Here is a 24730-nt window from a genome sequence, read left to right as displayed (position 1 = left end):
AACTTTTTATTTTATTCCGTGTAACCGGCCAAAACCATTCTAAAAACAGTGAGATAATCCTATACTTGCGAGCAAGCATCACCCCATCACACCACTGACTCAAGGTAAAAATGCCAGCATTTAAGGGAATATCACAGCTTATGCACCGAACGCGCGCCTGTAAAAAGCGCCTGTGCGGTATGCTGCTGGTAACCTGCTGGTTTTTCCTGAATACCCAACTGGCAATCGCGGGCCATCAGTGTGATATCGCCCCTGCCGACTCTCCGGTTTTTAGTCAGCATCAAGGGCATTTGCAAGCAGACCCGATGCAACAAATGTTGTCGGCGATGGAAATGTCCCACGGCCCGGCGCAAAACTCCCTGTGTGAAAAACATTGTATCCCCGATTCAGTTCAGTCTGACAGCGGGATGCTGGTGTTGGCAGCATTGCCAACTCACACTGAGTTAGTGCTGGCGGATATCCAACAAGCCCCCGGTGTGCGTCGCCTCGACTGGCATATGCCACCCATTGTCGGGCCACCCACCGAAATTGTTTTCTGCCGATTTAGAGAATAGACCCAGACAGAGTTAACCACATCTTTCAGGCCGCTTTCCCGCGGTGTGTTGTGCTAATTCTATTTTGGAGTTATTCCATGAGTTCCTTATTCAACGCTGTATCTGCCACTATTAGTGCATTATTTTTTGCTGTTACTCTATTCTCTGCCCCCCTGTTTGCCGCTACTCCGTCGATGGCCGACAACATGCCGATGTCCCATAATCATGGGGCCATGATGGCTGAAAACACCGCCACAGACACCAATAGCTACCACTCTAGCGGGCAAATAAAAACCTGGAATGCCAATAGTGTTTCCATCGCCCACGGTGCCATTCCGGCCCTAAACTGGCCGCCGATGACCATGACATTCGATCTGCCGAATAACTTGGTTGCCGCCCCGCTCCCGGTCGGCACGCAAGTCGCATTCAGCTTCCACCAGACTGAACAGGGCTATCAGCTCACCGCCATTTCAGCGCAACAACCGTAAGGCGGGAGCCATCATGAATCACTCTAATCACCCTCGACAGGGGCGGCCCACCGCTGCCTTGCGGATAGGATTGACCCGCTTGTTGCTCGCCGCCGCATTCGGTTTACCTGCCATGGGCTATGCGGCAGACATCACTCTGGAACAAGCGCTGGTTTCTGCTGAGCACTACTCAGCCGAGCTATCGGCCAATCAACATCAGGTTAATGCACTAGAAAACATGGCCAGTTCCGCCACCCAACTGCCTGATCCCAAATTGAAATTCGGTATTGAAAACCTGCCGGTGGGGGGCAACAATGGCCGCCGCTTTACCCGCGAGGGCATGACCATGCAGCGGATTGGTATCATGCAGGATTATGTCAGCAGCAATAAACGACAAAGAAAGGCCGATACTCTCAGCGCCGAAGCCCGTAAAACCGCGGCGGGCAGCGAAACCATTCTCACTCGGTTACAAAGGGAAACCGCACAAGCCTGGCTGGATTTGGCACTCACTGAGCAAGCGGTGACGGATGCCAGGATTTTAGTGCAGGAGAGTGAAAAACAGATAGCGCTGCAACGGGCGGGAGTCGCCAGTGGTGGCGCGTTACCCAGCAGTGTTTTGGATGCGCGCCTAACCCTATCCGCCATGCAAGACAGATTAACCACCGCACAGCGCGATGTGGCTTTGGCGCAAACCCAGCTCACCCAATTGACCGGTATTGAGGTTCAGCACGTCAGTGGCACATTGCCCAAATTCTCCCGCCTGCCAGCGGATATCACCGTATTGCGCGATGCTATCCAGCAGCATCCAGAAATATTGCTCGCCAGCCGCGAAGCGGAAGTCGCCAAAGCGCGTTCAGCACAATCCGCCATTGCGGCCACTCCCGATGTCGGTATTGAAGTTTATTACGCCAAACGCGCCGAAGAATATGAGGATATGGCGGGTGTCATGGTCACTGTCGATTTGCCGCTGTTCCGCTCACAACGTCAGGATAAAGACTATGCCGCCGACGTCTCGCGATCCATGGAAGCTAACGACCAACTCACATTGTTGACCCGTGACCATCGGGCGCAACTCGACACTTTATTAGCGCAATATCGAGCTACCCAAGAGTTATGGCAGCGGCAAACTGACGAGGTTTTACCGCTGCAAAAACAGCGAGTTAACTTGATAATGGCGCAGTATCAGGCCAATAAAAGCGATTTAAGCAGCGTGTTGGAGGCCCGCCGCGCCTTACTCGACAGCCAGCTCAATGCCAGCAATGCCGCCAGAGAATTAGCCCGCACCTGGGCCGCCATCCGTTATCTGACCCCGCAGGAGAGCGCACGATGAAAAAGCTATTTAGCCTGACTTTAGTGGCCGTCGCCGTCATCAGCGGCCTCGGCGGTTATCTGCTCGGAAAACCGGCATCAGATTCTACGCCAACCGCCGCCGCACACTCTGACGTCACTGCCGAAAGCAGCCGCAAAGTGCTTTATTGGTATGACCCAATGTCCCCCGGACAACGCTTCGACAAACCGGGAAAATCACCCTTTATGGATATGGAACTGGTGCCGCGCTATGCCGGTGAAACCGTAGAAGATGGCGGCGTGACAATCAGCGCCCGCCAACAGCAAAATCTGGGGGTGCGCACCGCGGCGGCAGAAATGCGCGCACTCAACCATCGCCTTACTGGCTACGGCACCGTGGCGACAGACGAACGCAGTGTGCAAGTCATTGCGGCGCGGGCCAATGGCATCATCGAGCAATTATATGTGCGCGCCAATCAGCAGCCGGTCACGAAAAATCAACCATTGGCACAGTTATGGATCCCCGATTGGAGTGCCGCCCAGCAAGAGTATCTGGCTATTCGCCAATTGGGTGACAGCGCATTGACCGCCGCCGCCCGTCAGCGGTTACAACTGCAATTCATGCCAGAAGAGGTCATTCGCAGTGTAGAAAAAAGTGGCCAGCCACAAACCCGGGTGACGCTGCGATCCCCGGCCAATGGCTATGTTAATAAACTGGATATCCGCGCCGGTTCGCAAGTGGCGGCGACCCAATCACTGTTCGAATTAGCCAGCCTCGATCAGGTGTGGATCCTGGTGGATTACCCGCAATCACAAGCCAGTTTAGTCACGATCGGTAGTGAAATTGCCGCTACCACTGCCAGTTGGCCGGGTGAAACCTTCCACGGCAAAGTCAGCGAGTTATTGCCCAATATGGATCTCGCGACCCGCACCTTAAAAGCACGCATCACCGTGGAAAACCCGCAACAAAAGCTCAAACCGGGGATGTATCTGAATGTGCAATCGGCACAAACTGCCGCGCTTGAGCCGGTGCTGGCTATTCCACAGGAAGCTTTATTGCTGACGGGCAGCCGCAACACCGTGTTGCTAGCGGAAGGAAATGGTCACTTTAAGCCGGTTGAAGTCAGTGCCGGGCAAACTCAGGACGGCTGGGTAGAAATCAAATCTGGGCTGAGTAATGGCCAGCAAGTGGTGACGTCCGGCCAATTCCTGATTGATTCAGAGGCTAGCTTGCAAAGTGCCCTGCCGCAGATGGCTGATACCCCAGAAACCGAAGCGCCCGCAGTGGAAAACACCGCGCAAGCACCGGCCGATATTTACTCAGTACAGGGGGAAGTCAACGCCATTAATGGCACCACAATCACCTTATCTCACGGCCCGATAGCCGCGTTGAAATGGGGCGCGATGACCATGGATTTCCTGCTGCCACCGGGCAAGTTATCACCGGATATCCACGTCGGCAGTGAAGTCAATTTCACCTTTACGCTGAATGAACAAGGCGCGCAGATCCGCCACATCCAGCCGGTAAAAGCTAATAACAGCACGGATATCCATGGGAGCCACTTATGATTGCCGCCATTATCCGTTGGTCGTTGCGTAACCGGCTGTTGGTGCTGCTAGGCGCGGTGATGATGGCGGCCTGGGGAGTTTGGTCACTGCAACAAACCCCGCTGGACGCACTACCGGATCTGTCGGACACACAAGTGATCATTCGCGTCAGTTACCCCGGCAAAGCCCCGCAAGTAGTAGAGGATCAAGTCACTTACCCGCTGACTACCACCATGTTGTCAGTGCCCGGCGCTAAAACTGTGCGCGGCTTTTCTATGTTTGGCGATGCTTACGTTTATGTATTATTTGATGACGGCACAGATCCCTACTGGGCGCGCTCAAGAGTGCTGGAGTATCTCAGCCAGGTGCAATCCACCCTGCCAGCCGAGGCCAAAGCGGCACTGGGGCCGGATGCCACCGGCGTCGGCTGGATTTATGAATATGCATTAATTGATAGAACCGGCAAACACAGTCTGGCCGATTTGCGTGCTTTACAGGATTGGACACTGAAGTTTGAACTGAAAACCGTGCCCAATGTTTCGGAAGTCGCCAGTGTCGGCGGCATGGTGCGCCAATATCAAGTGGTTCTCGACCCGGAAAGAATGCGGGCGCTGAATCTCTCTCATCAACAAATTGCCAGCGCCATTGCCGACAGTAATCAGGAGGGCGGCGGTTCAGTGCTGGAAATGGGGGCCGCCGAATATATGGTGCGCGCCAGCGGTTACCTGAAAACGCTGGATGATTTCAGGAATATCGTGATAACCGTCCGTGAGGGTATTCCGATTTTACTGTCCGATATTGCCACCGTGCGCATTGGGCCAGAAATGCGGCGCGGTGTAGCTGAACTGAACGGCGAAGGCGAAGTCGCTGGCGGCATCATCGTGATGCGCTACGGCAAAAATGCGCTGGAAACCATCAATGGCGTGAAAGAGAAGCTCCAACAGATTCAGCGCAGTTTGCCCGCTGGAGTAGAAATTGTGCCGGTTTATGACCGCTCGCACCTGATTACTCAGGCCATCGACAGCTTGTCATTTAAGTTGCTGGAAGAGTTTCTAGTGGTCGCGGTTATCTGCTCGCTGTTTCTATTCCACTTCCGCTCGGCACTGGTGGCTATTATCACCCTGCCGCTGGGGATCCTCGGTGCATTTATTGTTATGCACTATCAAGGGGTTAATGCCAATATCATGTCATTGGGCGGCATCGCCATCGCCATTGGTGCCATGGTGGATGCGGCGATCGTCATGATCGAAAATATGCACAAAGTATTGGAACAATGGCGGCGGGATCACCCCGGCCAAACGCCGGTCAGTCAGGATTACTGGCGTATTTCAGAACAAGCGGCCATTGAAGTCGGCCCAGCGCTATTTTGCAGCTTATTAATTATCACTTTGTCATTTATTCCAGTATTTACCTTACAGGCGCAAGAGGGCCGGATGTTTTCCCCTCTGGCCTTTACCAAAACCTATGCCATGGCGGTTTCTGCTGGCTTAGCCATCACTTTAGTGCCGGTATTAATGGGCTATTTTATTCGCGGAAAAATTCCTGACGAAAATGCCAACCCCATTAACCGCTGGCTAATAACCCTTTATCATCCAGTATTAACCGCCGTGCTGGCGCGGCCAAAAACCACATTGGCCATTGCGGGCATCCTCTTGCTGGCAACGCTATATCCACTCAGCCGCTTAGGCAGCGAGTTTATGCCCGCGTTGGATGAGGGCGATTTACTGTATATGCCTTCGACCCTGCCGGGGATTTCGGTGCGCGAAGCCAGCCATTTACTGCAACAAACGGATCGCCTGATCAAAACGGTGCCAGAAGTGGATACCGTCTTTGGTAAAGCTGGGCGGGCAGAAACAGCCACCGATCCCGCGCCGCTCACCATGATCGAAACCACCATTCGCTTTAAACCCAAAGAAGAATGGCGGCCCGGCATGACCATGGACAAATTAATCGAGGAGCTGGACGCCACTGTTAACGTCCCCGGCATTGCTAATCTGTGGGTGCCGCCGATCCGCAATCGGCTGGACATGCTGTCTACCGGGATCAAAAGCCCGGTGGGGATCAAAGTAAACGGTAAGAATGTGCAACAAATTGAGCAAGTTGCACAGCAAATTGAGCAGGTAGTGCGCAAAGTGCCGGGCGTAACCTCGGCGTTGTCCGAACGGCTGGCCGGTGGCCGCTATGTGGATATCGATATCGACCGCAAGCGGGCAGCCCGCTATGGTGTTTCAGTCAAAGAACTGCAATCGCTGGTAGAAACCGTGATCGGCGGGCAAAACATTGGCGAAACTATTGAAGGCCGTGAACGCTATCCAATCAATCTGCGTTATCCACGGGAAATCCGCGATTCGCTGCAAAAATTGCGTGATTTACCGGTCGTCACTGCCAGCGGTGGGCAAGTGGCATTATCCGAACTGGCGGATATCAAAGTGACAGAAGGCCCGCCGATGCTGAAAAGTGAAAATGCGCGCTTATCCGACTGGGTTTATGTCGATTTACGTGGGCGAGATTTGAAATCAGCGGTCACGGATATGCAACAGGCCGTCGCTGAGCAAGTCAAACTGCCGGAGGGGGTCTCTCTCAGTTGGTCGGGGCAATTTGAATATCTGGAGCGGGCAACCGCGAAACTGAAAATTGTTCTGCCAGTCACTCTCATGATCATTTTCGTGCTGCTGTATGTCACTTTCAGCAGTGTCAGGGATGCCGCCTTAATTATGGCAACGCTGCCTTTCGCACTGATTGGCGGGGTCTGGTTGCTCTATGGGCTGGGCTATAACTTTTCCGTTGCCGCCGCCGTCGGCTTTATCGCGCTGGCGGGCGTTGCTGCCGAGTTCGGCGTGATCATGGTTTTGTATCTGAATCAGGCGGTGAAAAAACATCAACGACCCGGTATTGCCATGACGGTCAGTGAGATGAGTGCGGCCATTCACGAAGGTGCAGTATTGCGAGTACGGCCAAAGGCGATGACGGTTGCGACCATTATGGCCGGTTTGCTGCCCATTATGTGGGGAGGTGGCACCGGTTCGGAAGTTATGCAGCGAATTGCCGCCCCGATGATCGGTGGGATGGTGAGTGCGCCATTACTTTCGATGCTAGTTATTCCGGCGGTGTATATGCTGCTACATAAAAAAGAGAGCAAACAGCAGTAAACCTTAACAAGTATCATCATCGCCCTCAGTTCTGTCTTGCGGGACTGAGGGTTTTCTTATTGATACCTCATAACTTCTCAGAGCGCCCAGTACACCGGAAGGTCAAATTAATCCGATATGCCCCTACACTGGGAGAAAACCCAGCTTTAACTGGCAATACACCGTGATAATTCAAACGAGATGGCCCGCCCCACACCACCACATCACCTTCGCTCAATAAGACTTTCTGGCATTTAGCTTCACGGGATGCTCCACCAAATAGGAATATGGCGGGCAACCCCAGTGATACTGAAACAATCGGCTGGCGTAAATCCAACTCATCTTTATCTTGATGCAAAGATAATTTGGCTCCCACATCATAGCGGTTTATCAAGCAAGCATTTGGTTGAAAATGCAGAAAACCGGCTTGCCGTGCAGCAGCAACCGCCAGCGCCATAAAACTTTCGGGCATCGCGGGCCAGCGCATTTCTGTTAGCGGGTCAACTGGGCTGTAGCGATAACCTCGAGTATCACTGACCCACCCCACTGAACCGCAATTACTCATAGCCACTGACATCCGGTAACCGCCTGGGGTAATCAAATGCCGCAAGGGAGCAACAGTGGTAATGGCGGCAACTTCTGCTAATAATGACGGGGCCTGTTCTGATACAAAATGATGCAGAACCAACGCGCCAGGGGCTAATTCTTCAACCCAAGGCTCATTGAGCAATTGAGAAAATAGATCCATAGTCATAAGAGCCTCACTTTACCTCAGCCGATGACATAACTAAGAGCAATACAGTTTACTCCAACTCCAGCTCAATTTATCACTGTTTCAGTTTTATCGACATCCTCTCCCTATATGACGGGAAAATATTATATTTAATATATTAAAATTAAAAAACATGAAAATAATCAAAAAACAGAAGAATAGTATAAGTTCATAACAAAGATAAAATAATAAACGAATAAGAAATGATGATAAGTAATAATAGCAAATGACATACTCAGGCTAAATACCTGCTTGTTAAGCTCAATTGCATCGTGCAAGAATACGCCGCGTAGCTATTTAAAGAAATTTGAGGATTAAAATAAACACAGGAAAACAGCGGATTTATAACTCTGACAATAGCTATTACATGGCGTAACTACACTTTCAATGCACACAACATCAAAGAGAAATACTCACTTAGCGTAAGTCTGAGTTACCCAAGACCTTAAAATACTCAAAAAATAAATATACATCTTACACAGGATAGGTAGCCGCCAATATGGAGACAAATGAGATTGTGTTTAAATTAGAAGGAACAGTGCTATTTTCTCCCGCACAACGCTGTTTAAATGGCCCTGGTGGTTCAGTGGTAATGCTAACTGAAAATAATTTAAGATTTTTGCATCTGTTACTTAACGGAGTCACTGAAAAAGAACAGATTATCAACCAAGTATGGAAAGAACAGCGCGGGGCTGTCAGTGAAAGCAGTTATTACGGACAACTCTATATGCTGCGTAAGGCATTTCTTCAGGTAGGGCTGAAAGAATCTCTTATTCATACTATTCCCCGAAAAGGCGTCCGTTATACTGGCTCAGTAAGCCAAGTGACAGTTGGCAAATATTCTGACGAACAGCAACATAATGACGATCTTCAGCAGATAACAGCACCCCCTGATACTTCCCTGGTAGCCGCTATCTCTTTACCGGCAGAGAGTATCGCACCACAGATTCCTCTAGCACAGGGCAAACAAAGTTTTTTGCAAAGCAATGGCTGGAAAAAATTGATATCTTTACTCGCTTTTTTCTCTTTCTGCTGGCTTTCATTTCTCTCAGTCTTAATCCTTATTATCTTATTCAGTGGGGATAAGCCAAATCCTTAATTATCATACTAAAATGAATATAATTTAAAGAGACCAAATAAGGCTAAAAAAAGGATTCCTCCTCCAGAAAGGCATTTAATAGCAACCACTACGAACGAGGCGAAAATAACAATATCGATTCGGGTAGTAGCGAGATACCTACTCTGTACTTAATTGAAATATCGGGAAGAATCCCAATATATTTAACAAGGAAACTAGATTATGATGAACTTAATCACTAAAGGTTATGTAACAACACAAATTAATGCCCAGCAGTTTATGAAGGACAATCGCGGCTCTATTATTGAATACGTTATGATCATTGCATTGGCTGGTATCCTTATTACCGCAGCTAAAGGCCCATTAACTGCTCTGGTTACTGATTTGGTGGCATCAGCCAAAGATACTGTGACTGCAGCAGCACCCAAAGCCTAAGTGATTTAGACTCTATTAACATTAAGATGGAAACTTTAAGTTGCCATCTTAATGACATTATCCTCAAAGGAGGATTGGATATATTACAAATACCATTAGTCACATTGTTAGCATTACAATTATTGCTAATCTGCTATAGCGATATTCGTCATCGCACGATTAGCAACAAGCTTGTAATTACTGTGGCAATTAACTCACTGGCTTTGAGTTATATCTCATACAATAGGGTAGATTTTATCATACCTTTATTAACATTATTTATAGGCTATATAATTTTTCATTTTAAACTTATCGGTGGCGGCGATGTAAAATTAATAACTGTATTACTGTTTTCGCTGAATACAGAACAATCTATCAATTTCATTCTCTACACTGCGATTATGGGCGGAGTCGTCATGATAATAGGTATGTTAGTCAATCGTACTGATATTCAACAGAGAGGTGTACCTTACGCTGTTGCAATTTCTAGTGGCTTCTTATTATCTTTTCTATCCTGAATAGTGAACGAGTCATTTATATAATAATATAGGATTATTATGAACCGTAAGTTTCTTTTGTTAATTTCTATTCTTATTATTGCTATAGGTATTACTGGCTTATTTATAAGCTCTGAGAATGATGAAAAAATAACGAGTAGCCTACTCACGCCAAAAAATGAAAAGGAAGTCACTATTATATTGGCACAAGCCACTAGTGATTTGCCATCAGGAACTCTATTGACTCACAGCGAGTACGCCATAAAAAAAATAGCCGTCCCCGAGTCAAGTGAATTAATAAAAAATGACATCTCTGAAACCCCTAACATTAACAGCTATTTATTAAAAACGAACACTCTCAATGGTTCCTACATTACTAAAGACATGTTAGCCACACCCAATAGTGATGAGTTTAACCATCTAAGCTTACAGAAAGGCTACATTGTCTATAAATTCACAACTAAAAAACAAGATGATTACTTACTGAATACATTGAGTGTAGGTGATGAGATATCTTACCAATTGAGAGTTCTTGAGACAGACAATAAGAAAGGGATGGAACATGGCACTATTATTAATACAAAAAATATGAGTGATAGGAAAAAACAGAGCTACTCCCTCAATAAAATCATCCCTAACATGAAAGTAGTAAGAATAAAAAAGTACTCCGCTGACGAATTATCAGAAAAAAACAGCAAGAATCAAAAGACTGAAGATATGTTAACAGGTTATATTGCCGTCACAATAAAAATAGAAGAGCTTGATCTGATACATATAGTGGAAAAAACAGGTGATACTTTTCTAACTCCTAACTATAAAAATGATGATAGCAAGAGAATATCAACAAATTTATATGACATTATTCCCAAACTGCGCACAGCAAGAGAGTTAAGAGGATGAGAATACTTCGGAGAAGCTACGTCATTAGGAATATATTACTTTTCTTATTTGTCATTACGGCTATCCAAACTGCAGTCAATAGAGCAAATGCTAAATCAGTTTATTTATCTACTGGTGAGTCATATATTATTAATACGCAAGATGAGATAGACACTGTTTTTGTTTCTGCAGCAGCCATAGCTGACTATGAGATAGTGGGTAAAAAAAGCGTTATTGTCTATACAAAAAAAGAAGGAATGGCGGAGTTTATATTATTCAATAGTAGCAACAAGCCTATGATAAAATCTGTCGTTTTTGTCAACAATGTCATTGCTGCTGCATATAAAAGAATACAGCTTGAGTATCCAGAAAGTCATGTGGAAATTAACAAAATAGGTGATGGTTATATCCTGACAGGAACCGCAGGATCAGAGGAAGCCAAAGACACTATCGGTACAATTATAGGTGAGGCTGTTGGTAGTAAAAGAATAATAAATAGCAACTCTCTTATTAATACTACTGATTATTTAGGTATTATCAACAAAATAAAATTACCACAATCTAATCAGGTGAATGTCAAACTCACCATTGCCGAAGTTACAAAAGATTTCACTGAAAATGTTGGAATTAATTGGAGTACCATCGGCGATTCTGTGGGTTCTTTCCAATTTTTTAGATTTAATGCCAAAGGGATAAGTACATTAGTTCATGCTATTAACGATGATACCATTGCTCGAGTTTTAGCCGAACCCAATCTCTCCGTACTATCAGGTGAAAGTGCATCTTTTCTGGTTGGTGGCGAAATACCAATAGTAAGTACGACACAAAATAGTAGAGAAATAACTTATAAAGAATTTGGTATTAAATTAAACATTGGTGCAAAAGTTAATGATAAAAAACGTATTCGCATTACTTTAAATGAAGAAGTTAGCAGTATAGGTAAAACATTTAATATGAGGGGTGGAGATTCCTACCCTACATTAAGAACACGTAGGGCAGCAACAACATTAGAACTGGGAGATGGAGAGAGTTTCATTTTAGGGGGATTAATCAGTAACACGGAGAGAGAATCATTAAGTAAAATTCCACTAATTGGTGATATCCCTCTATTAGGAGCATTTTTCCGTAATGCACAGACAGAACAGAGCCAAACTGAATTAGTGGTGATCGCAACCGTAAACTTGGTGAATCCAGTCTCCGAAAAAGAAGTGGAGTTGCCTGATTTTATGCATACTTCAACGCTCGAACGATTTTTTAACTTTAGTTCCATTATGGAAACAAAAAGAGAAAAGATGGCCAGAGAGTTTCTGCGTAAAGGAGGATTTATTAAATGAGATTACTCATAATAGGTACCATTATATTATTTACCAAAGTGGGCTATGCAAAGCTGACGATTAAACCTATTGATAGTGACCGATCATTTTGTCTTATGAGAGATAATCAATCCAAAATAAATATCATTATCACATCTAAAAATGACAGCGTTAACATTAAAAATAGAGTCTGTAACTATAGTATTAATGATTATCGTCGTGTTAAAAATCATGAAGTTGGATGCGCAGTTAATATTAACAGGAAAAAATCCAGTATTAGTGGTGACATATGCAATTAATCCTAAACAAGGATTTAATCAATAAAAAAACCAGCAAAGTAAAAGATACTATTGCAATTATTTCCACAAGAAAGTGGCTAATAGAGAAAATATCTGAAAAAATACGACTGGCCGATATTAACAACATTAAAGGAATAGAGGACAATATTTTCACTGCATCATTAGTTAATTTACCAGACCAAACTATTGGTATAATTATTGATATTGGTAATGATCAAGAAATAGAGAAAATATTAGATTTAATAAAAAATCATACACCGCGTGATTGCTGGTGTGTGCTCGTCGGAGATATTGATTCAATCAGTATTGCACAGCAGTTTACTGACAGGGGAATTTTATATTTAAATATACAGTCACAATCTGCTGAACTGACACAGTTATTGCTTAAAGGTATTCAGATAGAATCCGAAAGAAAGGCTTTTTTTATCAGTGTACTGGGTTGTAAAGGTGGAATAGGGACGACTCTACTCAGTTACCATTTAGCATATGAAATTACTCAAATAAAGAAATCCCCAACATTATTATTACAGGGTAATCAAGGATCGCAAGATCTTGACCTCGTAACAGAGAAAAAAATTAATACCGCTATCACTGAATATCATAAACACTTAGATCTTATGCTATGTAACGAAAAAAAATTAAGTGAGGTAGATAATCAAACAAATAAAAAACATAATTTTATTATTTTCGACCAACCTATTCATAATTCATCAAAGGAAAGAATAACAGACTATATTGAGCAATCTAATTGCATCATTATATTGTTAGATAATAGTATGATGTCAGTTAGAATCGCCAAAGAATTTATTAGCCTATATGAGCGTTTTAAAAGAGATAATAGAAAAGCAACCAGACTAATACTCTGCTTAAACGAAAGCAGGCCTGTAACCAAAGATATGTTAGATACTGCCGACATACAATCATTATTGAATCGAACTATTGACATACATATACCTTATATAAAAAACACAAAGTCTTCATTAAATGATCCTACTTATTTTGGTAGAAAAAAAATAAAAATAAACACATTAGCTAAAAACACATTAGGTATAAAGATAGACTCATCAAGCGATATGAATACATTGACAAAAAAAATAATAGCAACACTAAAAAATATAAGGTAAACAATGAAAGTATCATTAACTATACAAGAATTAATTCGCGAAAAAATGCTGGCTAATATTGATATAGATAAAGTTGAAAATCTTGTTGATGATTACAGTAAACTCAGTGGATTATTATCTCAAACATTTCATGATTTATATAATGATAATGAATATAAATTAACAACTCAGGATCAGAAAAAAATAATTTCAATGATTGCTGATGAAATCACTGGTTTTGGGCCATTAAGAGAGCTGATGGAGGATGACTCAATTAGTGACATTATGGTTAATGGACCTAATAAGATATTTGTTGAACGCTATGGCCTGATCACTTTAACTGATCTGCGATTTATTAATAATAATCAACTGACAGATATTACCAAACGTTTAATGCAAAGGGTAAATCGTCGTATTGATGAAGGCCGCCCCTTAGCAGATGCACGTTTAATTGACGGCAGCCGTATCAATGTAGCAATGAGCCCCATAGCCCTGGATGGCACTGTACTTTCTATCCGAAAGTTTAGTAATAACAACCGAAAACTAGAAGACTTAGTTGATATGGGTGCGATGAGTAGCAATATGGCTAACTTTCTGATTATTGCGGCCAGTTGTAGGGTCAATATCGTTGTCTCTGGTGGTACTGGTTCGGGAAAAACAACGCTACTTAATGCTTTATCGAAGTATATTTCTAAGAGTGAGAGAGTTATTACTTTAGAAGATGCAGCAGAGTTGAATCTTGAGCAACCTCATGTTGTGAGAATGGAAACCCGGTTAGCGGGTCTGGAGAATACAGGACAAATCACTATGCGAGACTTAGTAATTAACTCGCTACGAATGCGCCCCGATAGAATAATTATCGGCGAATGTCGAGGCGAGGAAACCTTTGAGATGCTTCAAGCAATGAATACAGGCCACAATGGTTCGATGTCAACATTGCACGCTAACTCACCCCGTGATGCTATTGCCCGTCTGGAAAGTATGATAATGATGGGCCCGGTTAATATGCCTCTCTTTACTATCCGACGGAATATAGCATCTGCAATCAATATTATTGTACAAGTTTCTCGAATGAGTGATGGTACAAGAAAAGTACGTTATATTAGCGAAATTATGGGAATGGAAGGTGATAATGTCATACTACAGAATATATTTTCATTTGAACCAGAAAAATTACGGGATGAACAAGGTAAGATTCAAGGAGAATTTATCAATCATGGATTATTTAGCCGTTCCTCTGTTAGAATAAATGCCGACATATATAACTTATCTGATGAATTAAATAGTATTTTTTCTATGGTGGAAAAGTGATTTACTACATAATACTGTCGTCCGGTATATTATTGCTATTATTGAGCAATTTTAAATGGATGAAAATCAAAAAATCAATCGTCAATGATAATAGAAAGAAATCTGTAAGTGATAATTTATTTATTTTATTTTATAAAAAAATAATTTCAGAATGGTTACAGTATTTGCATGGAATTATTAATGATAAAAACAAATTGCATATTGCGATGCCAATAATTTATTCAATATGTGTTTTTTTCATTAATACTTTATGGTTTCATTTTAATATAGTTCTCATTTTAATTTTTATGTTTATAAGTATTGTGTTTTTTCAAGTAAAATTATCCCGAAAAATACATCATTCTTTTTTTAAACAAAACTTTCCAGAAGTTCTCTTGATGATAAACATGGCGGTGAGCAGTGGAGCCAGTATTAATCAAGTACTAGAACGCTGTGGGAAAGAAATAAATGGGCCACTAGGACATGAAATGAGCCTTATTTGTCGTCGACTAAATCTGGGAGAATCACCTGAAATTGTTTTTTATGATGCCTATAAAAGATTCCATTACCCTGAATTCTATTTTCTAATTACAATAATTTTGCTTAATCTTCAACAAGGGGGGCAATTAAAAGAATTGACTAGCCGGCTATCACAGGTGATAACAAAAAATAAAAATTCTGAGCAGAAGAAAGCCGTAATGACTGCTCAGACACGAATGTCTGTCAATATTATTTGTTTTATGCCGATCGCCTTTTCTCTTTTACTTTATTTTATTGATTCTACCAGCATAGAATCAATATGGAATCATCCTGTAGGGGAAATTATATTTTATTATATTATAACCAGTGAAATCATTGGAATTTACTTAATAAGAAAAATGCTCAGGAAGGCCTTATGAATATATTTTTAATTTTATTGTTATCATTAGGGTTAATCCTTCTGTTAAAAACAAAATCAAGAGTAAAAAGAGTTTATATATATAATAAAATAAACGAAAATGATAAACACCAAGATAAAAAAGAAGTCAACAATCAGGATAAAACCCTGTCTAACTACATCTCTATTCCTTTTCTTCTGGAAGAGGTCATTTATTTCAAAATTATTATTATCGTTGCACTCTTGACGGTAATATTCATATTGTTGTCAATTGATATAATAACAATTAGCTTTAGAAGTTCACTGATTATTGGATTAACAATTCTGATAACCACTCTATACCTCCCTAAAATAGTTATAAAAAACGTTATTACCAGAAGAACTGATTCTGTGCTTAAATCACTACCCTTCTTTATTGATATCACCGCCGCGTGTGTTCAATCCGGCATGACAATAGATAACTCTCTCAGTTACACGGCAAAAAAATTTACATTAATAAACTCAGATTTAAGCCGAATGATCCTTAAAATAACCAAACATGCAGAGATAAATGGATTAGAATCAGCTATTAAAGAGTTTCATCAGTGCTCTTCTGCCACAGAAATAAGAATGTTTTGCAGTGCGCTTCAATACAGTATTAGTTTTGGTTCAAGTGTATATGAACAACTGATTAAATTGTCTCAAGATATAAGAGAGATGCAATTATTAGTAACAGAGGAAAAAATAAGTAAATTATCAGCAAAATTAACATTCCCGCTATTTCTCTTTATTCTTATTCCATTTATCGTATTAGTTATATCACCCAGCATATTGGAGATACTTACCTATGTATAAAAAACTTAGAAAAATTATTATGTTTTCAATTCTTGCTTTTATGATCAATGGTTGTTCCTGGAATAATGGCATGAGTAAAAAAGAATTTTCTTATCGAGAAAGTATTTTAACCAAAGCAAAAAACTATAATGGACTAATTACTCTATACCGTAATGAATTAAAAACAAAAGAAGATGATGATATTAGATTAAAATTAGCCAATACATATTACCTTGCTGGTGATACTAAATCATCATTATACTACTTGAGCCCAATAGCACATAAACCCAATGAGTCTATTTATTTATTACAGGCCAAAAACCTTATTAACAATAATGATGATACGGCAGCCAAGGTTGTTATTGATAAATTATTGGTTATTTCGCCAAAAAATGCAGAAGCGCACAATATAAAAGGTATTATTTTTGCCAATAATGGCGAAATAAATAACGCTAAAAACGCTATTGAACAATCCAGAAATTTGTTTATTTCTGATGAAACAGCAATGAATAACCTCGCAGTGATCGCCATACTTGATGAGCGTTATTCTGATGCAGTCAGAATATTACTTCCTGACTATCTGGCAGGAAAAAAAGATAGTTTAATATTACATAATTTGGTTTTCTCATTAGTTAAGCTCAATGATCATCAATATGCAAAAAAGATAATTTCAGCTGAAAAAATGGCTAAAAATCCTGATGAATTAATATTAGCCCTCAGTCAAGTGAGTAATCCATATCAAGATAAATTTTCTGGCAAGGTTGACTAATGAGAAAAATGAACTTTACTTTTTTGTACGAAAACAAAGGTTCTATCACTATCGAGTTTTCAATCGTCTTTATTTTATTTTTACTCATGCTCCTGTTTAGTGCTGAGATTGCTCGTTTACTTTATATTTCAGCCAATTTAGATTTGGCAGTTTCCGAAGCAGCGAAGTCAGCCAAGAATAAAGAACGGCATGACGATATTAGCTATACCTCAATGCTACGGCAGAAATTAGTTTCACATCAAGGAGTTTTAGGTTCATTTATCACTGAGGACAATGCGTTAAACGCAAATGTTATTTTTAGTGAAAACATTTCGGATATGATTAACCATAACACATCAGATAATAATAAACTTCCGCTAGCTAAATATAGTGTCAGTTATTTATATCGCCCAGTTTTTTTTCCTATTTTATCTTCTTGGCCTACTATTTTACTCTCACGAGAGGTTATTCTTGTACAAGAAAAATAATCAAATAAACATAATTAAAAATACACATGGCGCAATCATTGTTGAGTTTGTTTTTGTTATTTTCATCATGACTATTTTTATAAAAACATTAATATCAGTCTCGAATTATTACTCAAACGTTGGAAAGTTAGATCGCATTTCATATTCATTAGCTGGAATAGTACGCGAAAGAGCACGGCTATATAATAATGATTATATATTAACACAAGAAAAGGTTAATCAAATAAAACAGTTAGCGGACAATATGTTGTTAAATTCAGGCAATCCTGTTCATAACCTTGCAATAAATATAGAAACACTGCATTTCAATCAAACCGAGTCATCCGCAGTCACAAGTAAGAGTATTGATAATACGAAAAGTTTGTCTTTCAATGTTGGGACTTGTGAGCCGAACAGACCACTCAATGAGTTAGCTCAGTTATCAACATTCAGTAATGCCGGGAGATGGATACCTCTTTATCAAGTGACATTATGTTTATCGTCAGCTCCTGGGTCTGGAACCCTATTTGCACCAATAAAATCATCCTCTATTACGATCGAACGTTAATATCTAAATATATGAATACAACACTCATACAGTAAAGGTTATTTATGTTGGAAAAAAACATTACTTTTATAAATATACAGAGGCTTATAAAGAATGAAAGCGGTGCAATATTATTGCCATTTATTATTTTATTGCCTTTTTTTATTGGGCTGATTTTTGTGTCTTTTGAAATCTCTCTTTTTATACAAAAAAAAGCCAAACTCTCTGATGCTATAGAGCAAGCTGCATTAGCATTAACAGTTGAAAATAATGACAATCCTGATGCTATCCAAGAACAAAAGAATAATGCCCTTGTCTCTTCTTATGCCAGGGCATACTTACCATTAGAAGAGTTTTCAACACCAAGAATAGTGATAGATAAGAGCACAAATCATCTCCAATATAATGTAGCTATTACTATGAATTACCCTGCATTATTTTTAAATAAAACAGCTCTTACTAGCACGAATAGTAATATAAATATTACTGATAGTGGTGCGGCTAAAAAATATATCTCCAATCACTCTGAACCCACAGACGTTGTCTTTGTTGCTGACTATTCTGGTTCAATGAATGAGTCGTTTGAACATTCTGAGAAAACTGAAAGTAAAATAGAGTCATTAAGAAAAATATTAAAAAAGCTGAATGATAAAATAGACAATAATGATGTCATTAATGTTATTGGATTTGCGCCATTTTCATGGGGAAGTAAAAAGATTATAAAAAATGAAATGTTTTGTCACTACCCATTTGTACCTAAAAAATACAGGTCAAAAGGCAATTATCTGAGTCGTTACACTGCGTCTGGATTAAAAAAATTTAACGGATTAGAACAATTGGGCGATATTTTAAACACTGAGTATGGGAAGTTAAATCAAGACACAGACAAGGTTACATTCGTTAAAGATAAAATTGAAAGAATCATGATTGATGACAAAAACAAGTCAAAAGCTGTTTCTTTTTTTAGATATGCTACTTTTATTGATTATGCAGTAATTATATGGACAATTATTGCAGACAACATTGACTACGAACAGACAATTGACTCAATTTCTCATAAAACCGAAGAGAGAAATATTAACATACCTATATCTGATGTTCTTAATAATGAGTTTTGCTTAAAAAATCTAGACACTCATATTATTGAAAAAAGTAATATGACTGATTCAGTATTATCTGATGTTGTAAATTTTGATGTGGGTGGTGCAACGTTAATAAGCTCAGGAATTCTAGTTGGAAATAATATTTTTAAAGAAACAAATAATAATCACAAAAAACTAATGATTATTCTTTCTGACGGTGATGATAGTAATCATATTAACGCTAACCTTCCTGAAGATTATAAAGATAAAAACTACTTTAATATTACTAAAACACTTATTGAGAAAGGGATGTGTGAAAAAATAAAAAAAAATAACATTAGAATGGTATTTATTGGTATTGGATATGTTCCAAGAGAGGATATTGACTGGAAAAAGTGTGTTGGGGAGAATAATTTCTATCTGGCTCAGAATGCTCATGAATTGGAGCAAGACCTGGAGCAAGCACTCTTAGCAAATGATGAAGTTGGCCGTAATATACCTAAAAACTGAGATCAGGCGCGGTAATATCACCGCGCCTGTTATTGACTATTTTGCGCCACCCGCTTCCATGCCGACTAACCCCACCTTGAGATAACCCGATTTACGCAATGCATCCATCACGCTCATCAGCGTTTCATAATCCACCACTTTATCCGCCTGGAAGAAAATGGTGGTTTCTTTGTTAGATTGGGTCACTTTATCCAGCGCCGCCGCCAGTGTATCGCGGTCGACCTGCTGATCGCCGACATACAGCTGATTATCAGCTTTCACTGTCAAAAAAACCGGCTTCTCTGGGCGCGGCTGTGGCACCGCTGAAGATGCCGGTAAGTCCACTTTGATATCAACCGTTGCCAATGGTGCTGCCACCATAAAGATAATCAGCAATACCAGCATGACATCGATGAAAGGTGTCACGTTAATTTCGTGCAGTTCACCACTTTCATCGAGGTTATCGTTCATCCGCATGGCCATAAATCACCCCGCACGCAATTGGTGAGGCTGCTTAGGTGACTTTGCTTCAGCGCTGCTGCTCAAATCAAGATCACGGCTCAGCAATAATAATACCTGTGCAGCAACATCCCCTACCTGAGCGCGGTAAGAACCAATCAGGCGAGCGAAAATGTTATAGATAACCACCGCAGGAATTGCGGCAACCAAGCCAAGTGCTGTTGCCAGCAAAGCTTCGGCAATACCCGGAGCAACAACAGCCAGATTAGTCGTCTGTGAGTGGGCAATACCGATAAAGCTGTTCATGATGCCCCAAACAGTACCAAACAAACCGACAAACGGAGAAATGGCACCGATTGTCGCCAAGAAGCCATTACCTTTGCCCATTTGGCGGCTAATGGCAGAAACACGGCGCTCCAGACGAAAAGCAGTACGTTCTTTAATGCCGTTGTTATCGTTTGATTCTGCCGATAATAGGCGCTCGTTTTGCGCTTCACGCAGTAATAGACCGCTGATGCTCTCTGGAGAGAAAACCTCTGCTCGCTCAGACGCGGTATCAAGATCAGTAACCGCGCCGATAACCTCGTGTTCTTGCCGTAAACGGCGGCGTGCTCGGAATAATTCAGTCCCTTTGGAAAACAGAATGGTCCAGGTCACGATTGATGCCAATACCAAGCCAATCATTACGCCTTTCACCACCACATCAGCATGTTGATACATGCCCCAAACGGAGAGATCCATCGCCAAGCCTTGTGGGGCAGGAGCCGTTAATGGCTGAACTGACGGTACCGATATTGTGGGTACTACAGCTTCTGCATTAGCAGGGGCTGCTACAGATGTAATTTCCGGTGCAGGTAACGGCGTTGATGTTGCTGTCGTCGTTGGTGTCGTAACTGATGCAGCGACTGCGCTACTGTTGCCCGGTGCGGCGAATGCATGACCGGTTAAACCTGCCACCAGCAATAATGCCATCGCGCCTTTCATCATTCGGCCTTGCACGAATGATTTGTCTTTAATCTTTTTGTCAGCTGTTTTCACGCTGCGCCTCCACCCAATATGCATATCAATTTAAGGACGAAATCAGCTGCCGATCATATCAAACAAACCGGGAATTGATAGTAATTATCATTAGTATTTACGCCTATTTTTTGAGAAAAAATAAGAATCCCCCTGATATCAGGGACTACGCGGCAGGATCAACGGATAAACATTCTGAGCTGTACAGATTGAGTGACACTTTATGTAAAAATAAAAAAGGATTTATTGCAGAGAGCGCTTTTGCATGAATTAAGCCCTCTCCTAACGGCCTCCCCTTAATAAATTTCCTATTTCGTCACTTACACAGCATTTTTCCATTACAAATCTGCGGAAAACAGCGAGTCACCCTCTTTAGTTTTTTTCATGGTGAAAGCTACCCTCTCATTACAATCATCATGCTAACGTAAGGAATAAATACATCCCAATAATGAATGCTGACCATGGAATAATGGGCATGCTGATGAGAAGGTGGCAAAGCGATTATGTCTGCAAATAAACCCACGATAGAAAAATTGGAAACAATCTTAGTTAGCGCTGGCAGAAGTCAGAAATTCACCCAAGGCTCGGTCAATACCGTCATTCAGCGCGCATCTTCTTTGGTTTTTGAGTCAGTAAAAGCCAAAAAGCACGCCACAATTAATCGCGGAAATGGGGCGCTATTTTATGGCCGCAGAGGCACGCTAACCCATTTTTCTTTGCAAGAAGCGATGACAGAACTGGAAGGCGGCGCGGGTTGTGTGCTTTATCCTTGCGGTGCCGCCGCGATTAGTAATGCCATTTTGTCATTTGTTTCCACCGGCGATCATGTGTTGATGACTGGCTCGGCTTATGAACCGGCACAAAGTTTTTGCGATAAAATCTTATCGCGTATGAATATCATCACCACTTATTTTGATCCCATGATAGGGGCCGAAATAGCCTCGTTGATCACACCGCAAACTAAAGTGGTTTTTCTTGAGTCGCCCGGTTCCATCACGATGGAAGTACAAGATATTCCCGCGATAGTCAAAGCTATTCGCGCGGTTTCTCCAGAGATGATTATCATCATGGACAATACGTGGGCGGCCGGCGTGCTGTTTAAAGCCTTGGATTTTGATATTGATATCTCCATCCAATCAGGAACTAAATATATTATTGGTCATTCCGATGCCATGCTGGGGATTGCGGTCGCCAACACCCGCTGTTGGGAGCAACTACGCGAAGATTCTTATCTAATGGGGCAAATGGTGGATGCTGATACCGCCTATCTTGCCAGCCGGGGCTTACGCACGCTGAGTGTGCGTTTAAAGCAGCATGAAAAAAACAGTATCGAAATCGCAAACTGGCTGGTTCAGCGCCCGGAAGTTGCGGCGGTCTATCACCCTGCCCTGCCCGGCTGCAAAGGTCATGAATTCTACAAACGAGATTTCACCGGCTGCAATGGTTTGTTTTCTTTTGAGTTAAAAGAAGAGTTAACCCAGCAGCAGTTAGAGGCTTATCTCGACCACTTTACCCATTTCAGTATGGCTTTCTCGTGGGGCGGGTTTGAGTCTTTGATTCTGGGGTATCAACCCAAGGATATCCGGGCAATCCGCAAATATGAGGGTGAGGAAATCAAAGGCACATTGTTCCGTTTGCACATTGGGCTGGAAAATGTACAAGATTTGCAGGACGATTTAACCGCTGGGTTTGAGCGCATCAAAGCTTCGCAGTAACATTTATGAGCGCTATGGTTTGTGAATGTGCGGTCAAAGTCTCCGCACATTCATCCTCTCTTACACAAATAGTGTCAACGGCACGTATATATGCCCTTAAAAATTCGGTTATTGAGGATAAGATCAATGTGGATTAGCGCCATTACCGATACACTAGATAAAACCTTATAACAATATTCTCACACGATAGGCAAACAGGAACAGAAATGGATGTATTACGCGAAATCCTTCATGCCTTATGGCAGCAGGATTTTAGTAAACTTGCCGACCCGAATGTGATTTGGGTTATTTACGGTATACTTTTTACCACCCTTTTTTTAGAAAATGGTTTGCTGCCAGCCTCTTTCCTCCCCGGTGATAGCTTGTTGCTATTGGCGGGTGCACTGATTGCCAAAGGTGTCATGGCATTCTGGCCCACCATGATAATTTTGACCGCTGCGGCCAGCTTGGGTTGTTGGCTGAGTTACCTGCAAGGGTTATGGTTGGGAGATACCAAAGTGGTAAAAAGGTGGCTGTTGCAGTTGCCTACTCATTATCGACAACGCGCCCATAACCTGTTTGTTCGCCACGGTCTGGCAGCCCTGATTATTGGCCGTTTTCTGGCTTTTGTCCGGACTTTATTACCCACTTTAGCCGGTATTTCAGGTCTAAATAGCACGCGTTTTCAGTTCTTTAACTGGCTCAGTGGGCTGCTATGGGTTGGTAGTGTCGTGGGGCTGGGCTTTGCACTTAGCCATATTCCCCTGGTTAAGCATTATGAAAATCAAGTCATGACCGCGCTGATGATTTTGCCGATTGTTTTGTTATTGGTCGGGTTGGTTGGCACACTGGTCTTGGTCTGGTGTAAACGCAAAAGTGTGACCGAGTAAGCTTCTCCGCTCGAACAACTAAACGGCGCTTAGTGCGCCGTTTTGTATCGATATCACCTCAGTTAGTGCGTAACTTGGCGACTTCTTCACTCGGTGTAACGCCGAAATAGCGTTTAAACTCGCGGCTAAATTGTGAAGCACTCTCATACCCTACCTTATTCGCTGCGGTACTGGCCTTTAGCCCATCGTGTAGCATCATCATTCGCGCACGATGTAGCCGGTAAGATTTCAAATATTGTAGTGGCGAAGTGTTAGTCACCGCTTTGAAATTATGATGAAACGCGGAGACGCTCATGTTTACATCCGCGGCTAATTGTTCAACATTCAGGTTATCTGCAAACTGATTTTCAATACGCCGCAATGTCTTGGTAATTTGATTGAAGTGCCCATGGCGATTAACCAAAGCCTGTAATGCCCCACCGCACTGTCCACATAACACGTAGTAGATGATTTCTCTCACAATTTGTGGGCCAAGCACTCTGGCATCACGAGGATTAGCCATCACATCCAGCAACCGCTCGGTGGCGCATAGCATCTCTTCAGTCAATACAGATGAATTGACACCAGAGGTATTACCGAAAGGTTTATCGAGTTCGTCATCACCAATATCTATAATTAGATCCTGTAGCATCTGGCTGTCTATATGAATCGAAATCCCGGCCAGCGGCACTTCCGAGCTGGCAAAAGTTTCACATTCAAACGGTAATGGCACTGTCAGAATCAGGTAGTTTTTCGGATCATACTGAAATACTTTGCTACCCAGATAACCCACTTTATGCCCCTGAAATATAATAACTACACTCGGGGTATACATGACGGGTGTACGCGGTTGGTGTACGGTGGAATAGAGAATTTTCACCTTTGGTACAGCGCTAGGGGTTAAGCCATTGCCTTGAGCCAGACGAGCAATCATCCCAGCCATCTGTACCTGAATATCCGTAACCTCAACCATTGCGCCCTCACCTGCTTCTGTTATCTGGAACGATCCGACATAAATTGTGCAGTATTTTGCGAGTTTTCTACAGTGATTTAGAGAAAT

At 42.1% G+C, this 24730-nt stretch carries 24 protein-coding genes; 20 read left to right on the top strand and 4 right to left on the bottom strand.

Going from position 1 to position 24730, the window contains the following annotated elements:
- Nucleotides 1–140: 140 nt before the first annotated feature.
- The 5 genes from OVO64_RS13920 (at nt 141) to OVO64_RS13900 (ending at nt 6984) form a co-directional block, all read left to right on the top strand.
- Complete coding sequence (locus OVO64_RS13920) at nt 141–554, top strand: hypothetical protein (RefSeq protein WP_050291954.1); 414 nt, start codon at nt 141–143, stop codon at nt 552–554.
- Between the two features lie 77 nt (nt 555–631).
- Complete coding sequence (locus OVO64_RS13915; RefSeq protein WP_145510253.1) at nt 632–1021, top strand: copper-binding protein; 390 nt, start codon at nt 632–634, stop codon at nt 1019–1021.
- Nucleotides 1022–1034: 13 nt separating this feature from the next.
- Nucleotides 1035–2330, top strand: a complete 1296-nt coding sequence (locus OVO64_RS13910; protein ID WP_145510254.1) for a TolC family protein — start codon at nt 1035–1037, stop codon at nt 2328–2330.
- A complete protein-coding gene (locus tag OVO64_RS13905) occupies nt 2327–3856 on the top strand; it encodes an efflux RND transporter periplasmic adaptor subunit (protein ID WP_267248838.1) in 1530 nt (509 codons plus the stop codon). The genes OVO64_RS13910 and OVO64_RS13905 overlap by 4 nt, the downstream gene beginning before the upstream one ends.
- On the top strand, nt 3853–6984 hold the full coding sequence (locus OVO64_RS13900; protein WP_267248837.1) for an efflux RND transporter permease subunit: 3132 nt from the start codon (nt 3853–3855) through the stop codon (nt 6982–6984). The genes OVO64_RS13905 and OVO64_RS13900 overlap by 4 nt, the downstream gene beginning before the upstream one ends.
- A 67-nt stretch (nt 6985–7051) precedes the next feature.
- Here OVO64_RS13900 and alkB read toward each other — a convergent pair whose 3' ends face one another.
- Complete coding sequence (alkB, locus tag OVO64_RS13895; protein ID WP_038639046.1) at nt 7052–7717, bottom strand: DNA oxidative demethylase AlkB; 666 nt, start codon at nt 7715–7717, stop codon at nt 7052–7054.
- A 517-nt stretch (nt 7718–8234) separates the two neighbouring features.
- On the opposite strand from alkB, the gene OVO64_RS13890 reads away from it, so the two are divergent.
- From OVO64_RS13890 to OVO64_RS13830, 13 genes are all read left to right on the top strand, one after another.
- Nucleotides 8235–8834 carry a winged helix-turn-helix domain-containing protein gene (locus OVO64_RS13890; protein ID WP_038639044.1) on the top strand — a complete coding sequence of 200 codons (600 nt, stop codon included), beginning with the start codon at nt 8235–8237 and terminating at the stop codon, nt 8832–8834.
- Nucleotides 8835–9035: 201 nt separating this feature from the next.
- Nucleotides 9036–9248, top strand: a complete 213-nt coding sequence (locus OVO64_RS13885; protein WP_145510257.1) for a pilus assembly protein — start codon at nt 9036–9038, stop codon at nt 9246–9248.
- A gap of 74 nt (nt 9249–9322) precedes the next feature.
- A complete protein-coding gene (locus tag OVO64_RS13880; RefSeq protein ID WP_038640045.1) occupies nt 9323–9745 on the top strand; it encodes an A24 family peptidase in 423 nt (140 codons plus the stop codon).
- A 39-nt stretch (nt 9746–9784) separates the two neighbouring features.
- Nucleotides 9785–10624, top strand: coding sequence for a hypothetical protein (locus OVO64_RS13875; protein ID WP_038639038.1), 840 nt, complete (start codon nt 9785–9787; stop codon nt 10622–10624).
- Nucleotides 10621–11937 carry a type II and III secretion system protein family protein gene (locus OVO64_RS13870; RefSeq protein ID WP_038639035.1) on the top strand — a complete coding sequence of 439 codons (1317 nt, stop codon included), beginning with the start codon at nt 10621–10623 and terminating at the stop codon, nt 11935–11937. The genes OVO64_RS13875 and OVO64_RS13870 overlap by 4 nt, the downstream gene beginning before the upstream one ends.
- A 268-nt stretch (nt 11938–12205) precedes the next feature.
- Entirely contained in the window at nt 12206–13339 is a 1134-nt protein-coding gene (locus OVO64_RS13865; RefSeq protein ID WP_038639030.1) for a pilus assembly protein CpaE, read from the top strand.
- 3 nt (nt 13340–13342) lie between these two features.
- On the top strand, nt 13343–14629 hold the full coding sequence (locus OVO64_RS13860) for a CpaF family protein (RefSeq protein ID WP_038639027.1): 1287 nt from the start codon (nt 13343–13345) through the stop codon (nt 14627–14629).
- On the top strand, nt 14626–15507 hold the full coding sequence (locus tag OVO64_RS13855; RefSeq protein ID WP_038639025.1) for a type II secretion system F family protein: 882 nt from the start codon (nt 14626–14628) through the stop codon (nt 15505–15507). The genes OVO64_RS13860 and OVO64_RS13855 overlap by 4 nt, the downstream gene beginning before the upstream one ends.
- Nucleotides 15504–16319, top strand: a complete 816-nt coding sequence (locus OVO64_RS13850; RefSeq protein WP_038639021.1) for a type II secretion system F family protein — start codon at nt 15504–15506, stop codon at nt 16317–16319. Before OVO64_RS13855 ends, OVO64_RS13850 begins: the two co-directional genes overlap by 4 nt.
- Nucleotides 16312–17067, top strand: coding sequence for a tetratricopeptide repeat protein (locus OVO64_RS13845; protein ID WP_038639019.1), 756 nt, complete (start codon nt 16312–16314; stop codon nt 17065–17067). Before OVO64_RS13850 ends, OVO64_RS13845 begins: the two co-directional genes overlap by 8 nt.
- Entirely contained in the window at nt 17067–17534 is a 468-nt protein-coding gene (locus tag OVO64_RS13840; protein WP_038639016.1) for a TadE/TadG family type IV pilus assembly protein, read from the top strand. The genes OVO64_RS13845 and OVO64_RS13840 overlap by 1 nt, the downstream gene beginning before the upstream one ends.
- A complete protein-coding gene (tadF, locus tag OVO64_RS13835; RefSeq protein ID WP_145509434.1) occupies nt 17518–18081 on the top strand; it encodes a tight adherence pilus pseudopilin TadF in 564 nt (187 codons plus the stop codon). The genes OVO64_RS13840 and tadF overlap by 17 nt, the downstream gene beginning before the upstream one ends.
- A gap of 44 nt (nt 18082–18125) precedes the next feature.
- Nucleotides 18126–19652 carry a TadE/TadG family type IV pilus assembly protein gene (locus tag OVO64_RS13830; RefSeq protein WP_145585639.1) on the top strand — a complete coding sequence of 509 codons (1527 nt, stop codon included), beginning with the start codon at nt 18126–18128 and terminating at the stop codon, nt 19650–19652.
- A 36-nt stretch (nt 19653–19688) separates the two neighbouring features.
- Here the strand turns inward: OVO64_RS13830 and exbD are convergent, their stop codons facing one another.
- Nucleotides 19689–20114 (bottom strand): TonB system transport protein ExbD, encoded by a 426-nt coding sequence (gene exbD / locus OVO64_RS13825; protein ID WP_004390102.1) that lies wholly within the window; start codon nt 20112–20114, stop codon nt 19689–19691.
- A gap of 3 nt (nt 20115–20117) precedes the next feature.
- Nucleotides 20118–21128 carry a tol-pal system-associated acyl-CoA thioesterase gene (gene exbB, locus OVO64_RS13820; RefSeq protein ID WP_267248836.1) on the bottom strand — a complete coding sequence of 337 codons (1011 nt, stop codon included), beginning with the start codon at nt 21126–21128 and terminating at the stop codon, nt 20118–20120.
- A 482-nt stretch (nt 21129–21610) separates the two neighbouring features.
- Here exbB and metC point away from each other — a divergent pair, with 482 nt between their 5' ends.
- Entirely contained in the window at nt 21611–22822 is a 1212-nt protein-coding gene (gene metC, locus OVO64_RS13815) for a cystathionine beta-lyase (RefSeq protein ID WP_038639007.1), read from the top strand.
- Nucleotides 22823–23028: 206 nt separating this feature from the next.
- Complete coding sequence (locus OVO64_RS13810) at nt 23029–23691, top strand: DedA family protein (protein ID WP_038639004.1); 663 nt, start codon at nt 23029–23031, stop codon at nt 23689–23691.
- A gap of 58 nt (nt 23692–23749) precedes the next feature.
- On the opposite strand, the gene OVO64_RS13805 is transcribed toward OVO64_RS13810, so the two are convergent.
- On the bottom strand, nt 23750–24643 hold the full coding sequence (locus OVO64_RS13805) for an AraC family transcriptional regulator (RefSeq protein ID WP_038639002.1): 894 nt from the start codon (nt 24641–24643) through the stop codon (nt 23750–23752).
- Nucleotides 24644–24730: the final 87 nt, after the last annotated feature.

This window comes from Yersinia sp. Marseille-Q5920 (genome assembly GCF_946902935.1).
Classification (GTDB): domain Bacteria; phylum Pseudomonadota; class Gammaproteobacteria; order Enterobacterales; family Enterobacteriaceae; genus Yersinia; species Yersinia rochesterensis.
Note: the sequence above shows the minus strand (reverse complement) of the source record. Positions and strands in the feature narration are given on the sequence as shown.

Bases quoted from the DNA above. Each gene is read 5' to 3' on its own strand.
- OVO64_RS13805 (WP_038639002.1), bottom strand. From the start codon at position 24,643: ATGGTTGAGGTTACGGATATTCAGGTACAGATGGCTGGGATGATTGCT.
- OVO64_RS13845 (WP_038639019.1), top strand. From the start codon at position 16,312: ATGTATAAAAAACTTAGAAAAATTATTATGTTTTCAATTCTTGCTTTT.
- OVO64_RS13915 (WP_145510253.1), top strand. From the start codon at position 632: ATGAGTTCCTTATTCAACGCTGTATCTGCCACTATTAGTGCATTATTT.
- exbD (WP_004390102.1), bottom strand. From the start codon at position 20,114: ATGGCCATGCGGATGAACGATAACCTCGATGAAAGTGGTGAACTGCAC.
- OVO64_RS13830 (WP_145585639.1), top strand. From the start codon at position 18,126: ATGTTGGAAAAAAACATTACTTTTATAAATATACAGAGGCTTATAAAG.
- OVO64_RS13900 (WP_267248837.1), top strand. From the start codon at position 3,853: ATGATTGCCGCCATTATCCGTTGGTCGTTGCGTAACCGGCTGTTGGTG.
- OVO64_RS13885 (WP_145510257.1), top strand. From the start codon at position 9,036: ATGATGAACTTAATCACTAAAGGTTATGTAACAACACAAATTAATGCC.
- OVO64_RS13870 (WP_038639035.1), top strand. From the start codon at position 10,621: ATGAGAATACTTCGGAGAAGCTACGTCATTAGGAATATATTACTTTTC.
- OVO64_RS13865 (WP_038639030.1), top strand. From the start codon at position 12,206: ATGCAATTAATCCTAAACAAGGATTTAATCAATAAAAAAACCAGCAAA.
- OVO64_RS13860 (WP_038639027.1), top strand. From the start codon at position 13,343: ATGAAAGTATCATTAACTATACAAGAATTAATTCGCGAAAAAATGCTG.
- OVO64_RS13890 (WP_038639044.1), top strand. From the start codon at position 8,235: ATGGAGACAAATGAGATTGTGTTTAAATTAGAAGGAACAGTGCTATTT.
- OVO64_RS13840 (WP_038639016.1), top strand. From the start codon at position 17,067: ATGAGAAAAATGAACTTTACTTTTTTGTACGAAAACAAAGGTTCTATC.
- OVO64_RS13875 (WP_038639038.1), top strand. From the start codon at position 9,785: ATGAACCGTAAGTTTCTTTTGTTAATTTCTATTCTTATTATTGCTATA.
- OVO64_RS13905 (WP_267248838.1), top strand. From the start codon at position 2,327: ATGAAAAAGCTATTTAGCCTGACTTTAGTGGCCGTCGCCGTCATCAGC.
- OVO64_RS13910 (WP_145510254.1), top strand. From the start codon at position 1,035: ATGAATCACTCTAATCACCCTCGACAGGGGCGGCCCACCGCTGCCTTG.
- metC (WP_038639007.1), top strand. From the start codon at position 21,611: ATGTCTGCAAATAAACCCACGATAGAAAAATTGGAAACAATCTTAGTT.
- OVO64_RS13850 (WP_038639021.1), top strand. From the start codon at position 15,504: ATGAATATATTTTTAATTTTATTGTTATCATTAGGGTTAATCCTTCTG.
- OVO64_RS13810 (WP_038639004.1), top strand. From the start codon at position 23,029: ATGGATGTATTACGCGAAATCCTTCATGCCTTATGGCAGCAGGATTTT.
- alkB (WP_038639046.1), bottom strand. From the start codon at position 7,717: ATGACTATGGATCTATTTTCTCAATTGCTCAATGAGCCTTGGGTTGAA.
- OVO64_RS13920 (WP_050291954.1), top strand. From the start codon at position 141: ATGCACCGAACGCGCGCCTGTAAAAAGCGCCTGTGCGGTATGCTGCTG.